We start from the raw sequence: 10,928 nt of genomic DNA on the forward strand, positions 1-10,928 counted from the left end.
CTATTTACTTGACTAATTTAGTCAGGTATTTGACGTTCCGTGCGCCATTAGTACAGTTACTTGCTTTTATTCTGCTGCTCGATTGAAGCTAAAATCCCACGCAGGATGTTCAGTTCCTGGCTCTCAGGTCGCGCGCGCGTGAACAGACGACGCAGTTTGTTCATCACCTGCCCCGGGTGCCCTTCGCGGATAAACCCGGTCGACAACAGCGTTTGTTCCAGATGACCGTAAAAACGCTCTAAATCATCAACCAGCGGATACTCTGCTTCTTCGTAATCTGCGGTCTTGTCGCTTTCCTGCGTTGCCAGCCAGGCCATGCGCACTTCATAAGAGATGACCTGCACCGCCATCGCCAGGTTGAGCGAACTGTATTCAGGGTTCGCGGCAATGGCGACATGATAATGGCACTTCTGCAGCTCTTCGTTGGTCAGGCCAACGCGTTCACGGCCAAACACCAGCGCCACCGGCGAATTCGTTGCTTCAGAGACGCTTTTTAAACCGCATTCACGCGGATCCAGCATCGGCCACGGCAGCGTACGCGAGCGCGCACTGGTGCCTACAACCAGACTGCAACCCGCCAACGCTTCGTCGAGAGTATCGACGATCTGCGCGCTGCCGATCACATCGCTGGCGCCTGCCGCCAGGGCGATGGCCTGGGAATCCGGTTTAACCAGTGGATTTACCAGCCACAGATTGGTTAAACCCATGGTTTTCATTGCGCGGGCCACAGAGCCCATGTTGCCAGTGTGAGAGGTTTCCACCAGCACGATTCGAATATTTTGCAGCATTGTATTTCTTCGGCTAAAGATTATTCGGGCATATTATCATAAAACGAAGACATATTCCGAACTCGCTGCTATACTCTGCGCCGTTTTCCCGTTCTTTAACATCCAGTGAGAGAGACCGATGCATCCGATGCTGACCATCGCCGTGCGCGCAGCGCGCAAGGCGGGTAATGTAATTGCCAAACACTACGAAACACCAGACTCAGTAGAAACCAGCCAGAAAGGCAGCAATGATTTCGTGACTAACGTCGATAAAGCCGCTGAAGCGATTATTATCGAAACTATTCGAAAATCTTACCCTCAGCACACCATCATCACCGAAGAAAGCGGTGAGCACGCTGGTGAAGATCAGGATGTTCAATGGGTTATCGATCCACTGGATGGCACCACCAACTTCGTAAAACGTCTGCCGCACTTCGCGGTTTCCATCGCAGTACGCATTAAAGGCCGTACTGAAGTCGCCGTTGTTTACGATCCAATGCGTAACGAACTGTTCACCGCAACTCGCGGCCAGGGCGCACAGCTTAACGGCTACCGTCTGCGTGGCAGCACCGCCCGCGATCTGGACGGCACCATCATCGCTACCGGTTTCCCGTTCAAAGCGAAACAGCACGCCGCTTCTTACATGAAAATTCTTGGCAAGATGTTTACCGAGTGCGCTGACTTCCGCCGCACGGGTTCTGCTGCGCTGGATCTGGCTTACGTTGCCGCTGCGCGCGTTGACGGTTACTTCGAAATCGGCCTGAAACCATGGGATTTCGCCGCAGGCGAGCTGATTGCTCGTGAAGCTGGCGCACTGGTTTGCGACTTCACCGGCGGTCATAACTACCTGGCGACCGGTAACATCGTTGCAGGCAACCCGCGCGTAGTGAAAGCCATGCTGGCGAACATGCGTGACGAACTGAGCGACGCGCTGAAGCGTTAATCTGCTGTGGTGCCGGATACGACGCTCTCGCGTCTTATCCGGCCAATAATTCATACCATACCGCTCTGTAACCTAAAACGGTCTTATCCCCCGCCCCACCGGCACCGCGCTCATCCACATCACTACCGCAGCAGCAATCAGCACCGCACCACCGGCTAACGCCAGCGTCGTCCAGCCAATCTGTCGCCATAGCACAGGCGCTTTATGCCCGCTAAGTCTTACCGCCAGCGAGCGGAAACTGTGCACCAGAAGAGCCAGTGACGTAATCGTCAAAGAGGTTCCTGCCGCCATCGCCAGCGCCGACGCCATGCCCCAGCTAAAAACGCCAACCACTTTACTAAACAGTAAGACCATGATTGCCCCCGAGCACGGACGCATTCCCATTGATAAAACGATCATCAGCCGGGCGCGCCAGTCATCACCGCTTTGCAGCTGTTCAGGATCGGGCAAATGCTGATGTCCACAGCCGCAACCTTCGTGATGCACATGATGCGGCGTGAAGGCGGTGAATTTCGGGCGACGCAGCAGCTGGCGCAATTTCTTCAGCGCACGTACGCACAATAAAACGCCCAACACGCCAACCAGCGCATAACTCCCTTTCTCCAGCCAGAAACTACTCATATGTAACTGTCGCGCAGGCAACTGCAAGACGGTGAGCACGATAACGACCAGACCAATAGCGACCAGTCCTTGTAATAAAGACGACGCCAGCGTCAGGCCGATACTTGATTTGAGTTTCGACGGGTGCGTCGCAAGCCAGGTGGTAATTACGACTTTTCCATGCCCCGGCCCCAGCGCATGCAGGACGCCGTAGAGAAAACTAAACAGCAGCAGCGATCCCCCAGCCTGGGCCGGCCTGGCGGCAACCGCTTTGAGCAAACCGCTCATCTGCTGATTAACGTCGCGCTGCCAGACGATACTTTGCATCATCACCTGCGGCCAGGTCTGCCATAGCCACAGCACGCCGCCTGCTGCCAGCAGTAAAAACACCGCCAGCGGCCATAGCATGAGCCAGCGACGTCTGGCTGCACGTTGTTGAGAAACTACTGACATTGCAGCGTTACCGTCTGTGCAAACTGTTTACCCAACTCCATATCCTCCGGCGGTGCATCTTCTTTATCCAGCGACTGCGCAAAGCTCAGCGTTTGTTCATTCGGCGTCGGCGTATGTACTGAAATACGGCATTTCTGGCTTATGACCTGTCCCAGCCTGGCGTCGCTGTCTTTGTCATAACTCATATCAACGTAGTAGGTCGGGTCGAAGGTTGAAATGGTATATTTTTGTCCACTCAGCGGCTGAGCTTCAGCCAACGGCAAAACGAACGTCAGCACCGCCTGGTGTTCCTCACGCTCCATACCATATTCCGTCGGCCTGTTTTTAAACTTTACCTTTTGCCCGTCGTGCCACACTTCGGTGAAATAGTGCTGACCGAGAACGTTGGCCATCACTTCCGCCGCCAGTTTTTTCCAGATCTCATCACCAGGTTTGGCATTCCCCGCATCATAAAGCAGATCCGCCGAGGTAATTTCATCCATCGTCCAGCGCATTTTAAGCGCGACGAACCGATCATTCGCGCTCACTATTTCGGTTTTCAGATGGATAAAGCTGTGGGGATGCGCGCCTGCGCCAAAGGACAGGAGAGCGAGAAACAACGTGACAATGATACGTTTAACGCCTTGCATGAGTTCTCCACGGAAAAAATCGACACCGCCACAAATAATGAAGCTGGGTTTGGCGAAAGAGTGTTGAGGATACCATTGAACGAAAAAATGTTGAGTCCCCTTTTCCGGTATCGATTCAGTTCTCAATTTCGATAATTTCTTCTTCGACAAATCCCGTCCAACTACCTTATCTGGGTCACGACTTAAGTTAAATGATAATAAAATGTTAATTTATAGTTTCATTTTAATATTTTATTAACACTAAATTTGAATGGCTGAATGTAAAACCATGCAAAATTAACTTAAATTTAACCATTTAATTTCCAAATATTAACAATAATGGGCATGGATCACATTCAGGAAACTCATGATTCATTCCCTCTTCCATTCGTTGTTAACTTCACGGCGTGACATGTCCTGCCCCCTACGAAAGGTACAACTATGAAATTCAAACTCGCATTACTCAGTGCAACCCTGGTTTCTGCATGCATGTTGTCCGGCACGTCCTTTGCGGCGGAAAAATATGAAATTGCTGTGGTTGCCAAGGTCACCGGGATTCCGTGGTTTAACCGGATGGAAACCGGCGTTAATGAAGCAGCAAAAAAACTGGATGTGAATGCTTATCAGACCGGGCCTTCCACGCCGGATCCAGCGCAACAGGTGAAAGTCATTGAGGATCTGATCGCCAAAAACGTCAATGCGATCATCGTGGTACCGAATGATGCCAAGGTTCTTGAGCCGGTACTAAAAAAAGCACGCGATAAAGGCATCGTGGTGCTGACGCACGAATCCCCGGATGAGCAAATTGGCCAGTGGGATATCGAAACCATCGACAGTGAAAAATACGCCCAGGCCAACGTCGATGAGTTAGCGAAAAACATGGGTGGTAAGGGCGGGTACGCTATCTATGTCGGTTCGCTGACGGTGCCGCTGCATAACGCGTGGGCGGATTATGCAATTAAGTACCAGAAAGAAAAATATCCGGAAATGTTCGAGGTCACTTCACGTCTGCCGGTCGCGGAAAGCATCGATAAATCCTACGCCACGACGCTGGACCTGATGAAAACCTATCCGCAGATGAAAGGCATTATCGGCTTCGGCTCGCTGGGTCCAATCGGTGCGGGTCAGGCTGTGCAGAAAAAACGCGCCAAAGATAAAATCGCCGTCGTCGGGATCGCTATGCCAGCACAGGCTGCGCCTTACCTGATGCGTGGTGATATCAAAAAAGCGCTGCTGTGGGATCCAAAAGATGCGGGCTACGCGCTGGTCACGGTTGCCGATCAGCTGTTACAGGGTAAAGCAGTGAACGCCGATCTGAGTATTGATGGTTTAGGGAAAGCCGATATCGACACGGAGAAGAAAGTGATCCGCTTTAACAAGATCCTCGAAGTCACCAAAGACAACGCACAATCACTTGGTTTCTAAGGCTTTAGCCGACACCAGGGAACCTTAACGCCGGCCGTCTGGTCGGCGCTATCAACCAAATTAACACTCAGCGTCCGCCTGGACGCTCGCAGGGGTATTGTCCATGACAGACACCACCGCATTTATCACTCTTGAGAATATCAGCAAACAATTCCCGGGCGTGCTGGCGCTGGATAACGTGAATCTGACGCTGAGAAAAGGCGAAGTTCACTGTCTGGCGGGTCAAAACGGCTGTGGTAAAAGCACCATTATTAAAGTGATCTCCGGGGTTTATCATCCGGAAAAAGGCGCGCAGATTTTACTCGACGGCAAATTGTTCCATCACCTGACGCCGCAGCTCTCCTCCCATTATGGAATTCAGGTTATTTATCAGGACCTGTCGTTGTTTCCCAACTTTAGCGTCGCGGAAAATATCGCCGTCAACCGCTATCTGCCCGGGGGCGATATCTGGGTACGTCGTGGCGCCATGAAACAGCAGGCACTGGCAGCCATGAAGCGTATCGGGGTGAACATTGATCCCGATAAAAAAGTTGAAAAACTCTCGATTGCTGACCGCCAGCTGGTCGCCATTTGCCGGGCGATTGCCGCCGATGCGCGTCTGGTGATTATGGACGAGCCCACCGCCTCGCTAACCCGTCAGGAGGTTAATGGCCTGCTGCGGGTTGTTAACGAACTGAAAGCTGCCGGAATTTGCGTCGTGTTTGTCAGCCATCGTCTGGATGAGGTGATGGAAGTGGCAGACCGCATCAGCGTGATGCGCGACGGCAAACTGGTAGGCACTTACCCTGCCAGCGACCTCGACAGCCACGAGCTGGCCTTCCTGATGACCGGACAACGCTTTCACTACAGTCCACTGCCACAAAGGCCCACAATTGAGCAAGAACCTCTGCTGGAGCTGCGCAATCTGAGCCGCAGAGGCAAATACCAAAACATTAATCTGTCGCTGCACGGCGGCGAGATTGTCTCCATTGTTGGTTTGCTGGGCGCCGGGCGCACCGAGCTTTGTCTGAGCCTGTTTGGCATGACCCACCCGGAAAGCGGCGAGATTCGTATTAACGGCCAGCCGGTTACTCTGCGCAATAACCATGACGCCATCAAACACGGGATCGGCTATGTCTCCGAAGATCGTCTGACACAGGGGCTGATCATGGAGCAGTCGATCTATGACAACACCATCGTCACGGTGTTTGATCAACTGCATACCGGCAGCGGCCTGCTCGATCATCGTAAAGCGCAAAAGCTGGTCGCCGACTTGATCCGCGAACTGAATATCAAAGTGTCCGATCCGCACCTGCCGGTCAAAACCCTTTCCGGCGGTAATGCCCAGCGTATCGCCATTGCCAAATGGGTGGCGACCAATCCCCGCATCCTGATCCTCGACTCCCCTACCGTAGGCGTGGATATCGCCAACAAAGAGGGAATTTACCAGATAGCCCGCGATCTGGCGGAACAAGGTATGGCGGTGCTGATGATTTGCGATGAAATCCCGGAAGCGTATTACAACAGCCACCGCGTGCTGGTGATGCGTCGCGGCAGGCTGGTGGCGGAATTTAATCCTCATCAATGCCGTGAAGAGGAGATTGCTGAAGTGGTCGAGGTAATCAATGAATAAGATGCATCTCTCCCGATTAATCGGGCAACACGAATTCTGGCTGGGCCTGCTGGTCGTAGCCCTGGCCGTTGGGCTGAGTATCAGCACCGATGAGTTCTTGTCTTTGGGGAATCTGACGGATGTGGCCACCAGCTACGCGATTCTCGGCATCCTTGCCTGTGGGCTGTTTGTGGTGCTGATTTCCGGCGGGATCGACATCTCATTTCCGGCGATGACCGCGATAGCCCAATATGCAATGGCCAGTTGGGTTATCGGCCACGGCGGCAACTTCGCGCTGGCGTTAATCATCGCCATTGCGGTAGGTCTGCTGCTTGGACTGATTAACGGCTTCCTGGTCTACTGGCTGCGCGTTCCGGCAATCATCATTACCATCGCCACGCTGAACGTCTACTACGGTCTGCTGGTTTACGCCACTAAAGGTACCTGGCTGTACGGCTTCCCGGACTGGTTTATGAACGGCATTAACTGGTTCTCGTTCACCGCGGCGGATGGCTACGACTACGGTCTGACCCTGCCCCTGCTGTGCCTGGCGGCGGTGATCATCTTTACTGCCGTGCTGATGAACTATACCCGACTTGGCCGTCAGGTTTACGCCATGGGCGGCAACCGCGACGCGGCCTCGCGCCTGGGGCTGAATCTGCTGAAGCTGCATTTCTACGTCTATGGCTACATGGGCATTCTGGCAGGCGTTGCCGCCGTGGTTCAGGCGCAAATTACCCAGTCAGTTGCACCCAATTCGCTGCTCGGCTTTGAGCTGACGGTGCTGGCGGCGGTAGTGCTCGGTGGAACCAGCATGAGTGGCGGACGCGGTACGTTGACCGGAACCCTGCTCGGCGTGGTTCTGCTGGCCTTCTTACAAAATGGGCTGACGCTGCTCAGCGTCTCTTCTTACTGGCACACCGTGTTTAGCGGCGCCATTATCCTGGTCAGCATTAGCGCCACGGCCTGGAACGAAAAACGCAAACTGGCAAGGGAGCTTTGAGATGAAAACAATCGCCAGATTTTTACCCGGTGATGCCATCATTCGTCTGCAATGCGTCATTATAGTGGTCGTCGCTTTAGTCTTCTCGGCCCTGCTCGGCAGCCGTTTTTTCAGCGTCGCTAACTTCCAGTCGATTGGCTCGCAACTGCCAATCCTCGGCATGCTGGCCCTCGGGATGGGCATGACTATGCTGACCGGCGGCATTAACCTGTCGATTATTGCCGGGGCAAATGCCTGCTCGCTGGTGATGGCGGCGATAATCGTCACCCATCCAGATAACCCGCTGTTTCTGGTGCTGGCGCTTTTGGCAGGCGCAGCCGTGGCGGTGGCTATCGGCACGCTCAACGGCGCGCTGATTGCCTGGGTCGGGGTCTCGCCTATTCTCGCCACGCTCGGCACGATGACGCTTATCTCCGGGCTGAATATTCTGCTTTCCAACGGGACGGTGATTTCCGGCTTCCCGACCGCCATTCAATATCTTGGTAACGCCACGATTGCCGGTATTCCGGTGGCGCTACTGCTCTTTTTCCTGGTGGCAATCCTGCTGTGGGTACTGCTGGAGCACACCACGCTTGGACGCAGCCTGTATCTCGTCGGTTCCAATGAACAGGCAACCCGCTACAGCGGCGTAAATACCGTACGGGTACAAATTTCCGTGTACGTGATTTCCGCCCTGCTCGGCTGGGTCGCCGCCATTCTGATGATGGCAAAATTCAACTCGGCAAAAGCCGGATACGGGGAATCCTACCTGCTGGTCACCATCCTCGCTTCCGTGCTCGGCGGAATCAATCCGGATGGCGGCTTCGGGCGCATTGTCGGCCTGGTGCTGGCGCTGATTGTGCTGCAAATGCTGGAAAGCGGCCTTAACTTGCTGGGGGTCAGCAGCTATCTGACGATGGCGCTGTGGGGCGCGGTGCTGATCCTCTTTATCGCATTACAGAATCGTAAAGCCTGATTTCAGGAGAAAAAATTATGGCAAGTTACTTTATTGGTGTGGATGTCGGAACCGGAAGCGCCCGTGCTGGCGTGTTTGATCTCAACGGCAGAATGGTCGGTCAGGCCAGTCGGGCCATCGAGATTTACCGTCCGCAGGCCGATTTTGTTGAGCAGTCTTCCGATAACATCTGGCAGGCGGTGTGTAACGCGGTTCGCGATGCGATTAACCAGTCGGATATCAATCCAATCCAGGTGAAAGGTCTGGGCTTTGACGCGACCTGTTCACTGGTGGTGCTGGATAAAGAAGGCAAGCCGCTGACCATCAGTCCGTCCGGGCGCAGCGAACAGAACATCATAGTGTGGATGGATCACCGCGCCATTACCCAGGCCGAACGCATCAACGCCATGCATCATCGGGTGCTGGACTACGTTGGCGGTATTATCTCCCCAGAAATGCAAACGCCCAAGCTGCTGTGGCTGAAGCAGCATATGCCCAATACCTGGGCTAATGCGGGCTACTATTTTGACCTGCCCGATTTCCTGACCTGGCGCGCAACGGGTGATGACACGCGTTCACTGTGCTCGACGGTGTGTAAATGGACCTATATGGGCCATGAAGACAAATGGGATGCCAGCTATTTCCGCCAGATTGGTCTGGAAGATCTGCTGGAGCACGATGCGGCCAAAATTGGTCGCTACGTGAAAACCATGGGCGAACCGCTCGGTCACGGGCTGTCAGCACGCGCCGCCAGCGAAATGGGGCTGATTCCGGGGACCGCAGTCAGCGTTTCGATCATCGATGCCCACGCCGGTACGCTCGGCACGCTCGGGGCAAGCGGCGTTTCCGGCGAGGTGGCGGATTTTGACCGTCGTGTCGCGCTGATTGGCGGCACTTCCACCGGACACATGGCGATTTCCAAAGAGCCGCGTTTTATCGGCGGCGTCTGGGGTCCTTACTACTCAGCGGTGCTGCCGGAATACTGGCTCAACGAAGGCGGGCAGTCGGCTACCGGGGCGTTAATCGACCACGTTATACAGTCGCATCCTTGCTACGAAACTTTGCTGGCGCAAGCTAAGTCTCAGGGGCAGACCATTTATGAAGTGCTGAATGTACTGCTGCGTAAAATGGCCGGTGAGCCGGAAGATATCGCATTTCTAACCCGCGACATGCACATCCTGCCCTATTTCCACGGCAACCGTTCACCGCGCGCCAACCCAACGCTCACGGGAGCAATCACCGGACTGAAGCTGTCGCGTACGCCGGAGGATATGGCCCTACAGTATCTTGCGACCATCCAGGCTATTGCGCTCGGAACCCGTCATATCATTGAAACGATGAATCAAAGCGGCTACACCATCGATACGATTATGGCCAGCGGCGGCGGGACGAAAAACCCGATCTTCGTTCAGGAACATGCCAACGCCACCGGCTGCGCGATGCTGCTGCCTGAAGAGAGCGAAGCCATGCTGCTGGGTGGAGCCATGATGGGAACTATCGCCGCGGGCGTATTCGATACCTTCCCGGAAGCGATGTCAGCGATGAGCCGGATTGGTAAAACGGTTACCCCGCAGACTAATCGCATTAAGCAGTACTACGATCGCAAATATCGGGTATTCCACGAGATGTATCAGGATCATATGAAATACCGCCAGTTGATGCAGGAGGACGTATGAGTAACTCCTGGTCCCAGGCCACCGGCGTATTTCAGCTCTATAGCGATGCCCTGGCGGGTCTGGGGCAGCATCTGACTGAACCAGTCTGGCAGTCGCTGATGGCGGAGTTGCGCGGTTGCCGGGGCAAAATCGTCGTCACTGGCGTCGGTACCTCCGGCATTGCGGCACGTAAAGTCGCGCATATGCTTGCGTGCGTGGAACGTCCCGCGATTTACCTCAACGCGACGGACGCGGCGCATGGCGATCTCGGTTTTTTACGCGCCGACGACCTGGTCATTATGCTGTCGCGCGGGGGTAATTCAGACGAACTCACCCGGCTGCTGCCCGGGCTGGCAGCGAGAAATGTGCCAATCCTGAGCGTGACTGAAAACGCCGATTCAGCCATTGCCAACGCGTCGAGGCTGGTGATTTCCACCGGCGTCCAGCGTGAGGCCGACCCGCTGAACATGTTAGCCACCACCTCAATTTTACTGGTGCTGGCTATCTTTGACGCCGCCTGCGCCTGCCTGATGAGCGAAAGCGGTTACTCAAAGGAGACATTACTGGCTGTGCATCCCGGCGGCGATGTGGGATTAACGTTGAGCCGTGGGCAAGCGTGATGGAGAACATGTAATTCCGGCTCAGGGTTCCGTTCACCTCAGCGCTCTGACTTTCAGCTATATCCTTTTTGCTGTTCAAACATGTTCAAATAAAAATACAGATGGTCAGGCGTGGCTGGTCCGGCTGAAAATTGCCGACGTGTTTCCGTAAGGCCGGGAGAGCCAGCATGGATGCTGGCTCAGGGCGCGCTTTACAGGGACGTTACATCGCGCCCGGCCCGGTAGCCTGGAGGAATAAGCGGAGGGCACCGCGGAGCGGCAATTTTCCCGCCGGGAGCCGGGATTGTTAAGGGTGCGCGATAGCACCCTTAACACGTTCACTGGCGTTC

At 54.6% G+C, this 10,928-nt stretch carries 10 protein-coding genes; 7 read left to right on the forward strand and 3 right to left on the reverse strand.

The window, feature by feature from the left end:
- Positions 1 to 56 precede the first annotated feature (56 nt).
- A complete protein-coding gene (gene trmJ / locus OGV94_RS03230; protein ID WP_043017194.1) occupies positions 57 to 788 on the reverse strand; it encodes a tRNA (cytosine(32)/uridine(32)-2'-O)-methyltransferase TrmJ in 732 nt (243 codons plus the stop codon).
- Between the two features lie 118 nt (positions 789 to 906).
- On the opposite strand from trmJ, the gene suhB reads away from it, so the two are divergent.
- Positions 907 to 1,710, forward strand: a complete 804-nt coding sequence (gene suhB, locus OGV94_RS03235) for an inositol-1-monophosphatase (protein WP_003037670.1) — start codon at positions 907 to 909, stop codon at positions 1,708 to 1,710.
- Between the two features lie 72 nt (positions 1,711 to 1,782).
- Here suhB and OGV94_RS03240 read toward each other — a convergent pair whose 3' ends face one another.
- Together OGV94_RS03240 and OGV94_RS03245 are read right to left on the reverse strand one after the other, a co-directional pair.
- Complete coding sequence (locus tag OGV94_RS03240) at positions 1,783 to 2,763, reverse strand: nickel/cobalt transporter (protein WP_087050922.1); 981 nt, start codon at positions 2,761 to 2,763, stop codon at positions 1,783 to 1,785.
- A complete protein-coding gene (locus tag OGV94_RS03245) occupies positions 2,754 to 3,392 on the reverse strand; it encodes a DUF1007 family protein (RefSeq protein WP_043017196.1) in 639 nt (212 codons plus the stop codon). The genes OGV94_RS03240 and OGV94_RS03245 overlap by 10 nt, the downstream gene beginning before the upstream one ends.
- 420 nt (positions 3,393 to 3,812) lie before the next feature.
- On the opposite strand from OGV94_RS03245, the gene OGV94_RS03250 reads away from it, so the two are divergent.
- The 6 genes from OGV94_RS03250 to OGV94_RS03275 all read left to right on the forward strand — a co-directional run bounded on the left by OGV94_RS03250 (position 3,813) and on the right by OGV94_RS03275 (position 10,599).
- A complete protein-coding gene (locus OGV94_RS03250; protein ID WP_043017197.1) occupies positions 3,813 to 4,796 on the forward strand; it encodes an autoinducer 2 ABC transporter substrate-binding protein in 984 nt (327 codons plus the stop codon).
- Between the two features lie 103 nt (positions 4,797 to 4,899).
- A complete protein-coding gene (locus OGV94_RS03255) occupies positions 4,900 to 6,408 on the forward strand; it encodes a sugar ABC transporter ATP-binding protein (protein WP_047409499.1) in 1,509 nt (502 codons plus the stop codon).
- Entirely contained in the window at positions 6,401 to 7,390 is a 990-nt protein-coding gene (locus tag OGV94_RS03260; protein ID WP_008785467.1) for an ABC transporter permease, read from the forward strand. Before OGV94_RS03255 ends, OGV94_RS03260 begins: the two co-directional genes overlap by 8 nt.
- A gap of 1 nt (position 7,391) precedes the next feature.
- Positions 7,392 to 8,345 carry an ABC transporter permease gene (locus OGV94_RS03265; protein ID WP_047409495.1) on the forward strand — a complete coding sequence of 318 codons (954 nt, stop codon included), beginning with the start codon at positions 7,392 to 7,394 and terminating at the stop codon, positions 8,343 to 8,345.
- 17 nt (positions 8,346 to 8,362) lie between these two features.
- Positions 8,363 to 10,000, forward strand: a complete 1,638-nt coding sequence (locus OGV94_RS03270) for an FGGY-family carbohydrate kinase (protein WP_172863251.1) — start codon at positions 8,363 to 8,365, stop codon at positions 9,998 to 10,000.
- Positions 9,997 to 10,599 (forward strand): KpsF/GutQ family sugar-phosphate isomerase, encoded by a 603-nt coding sequence (locus OGV94_RS03275; protein WP_043017201.1) that lies wholly within the window; start codon positions 9,997 to 9,999, stop codon positions 10,597 to 10,599. Before OGV94_RS03270 ends, OGV94_RS03275 begins: the two co-directional genes overlap by 4 nt.
- The last annotated feature ends 329 nt before the right edge of the window (positions 10,600 to 10,928 follow it).

The sequence above is a fragment of the Citrobacter sp. Ce006 genome (assembly GCF_030336535.1).
Classification (GTDB): Bacteria; Pseudomonadota; Gammaproteobacteria; order Enterobacterales; family Enterobacteriaceae; genus Citrobacter; species Citrobacter europaeus.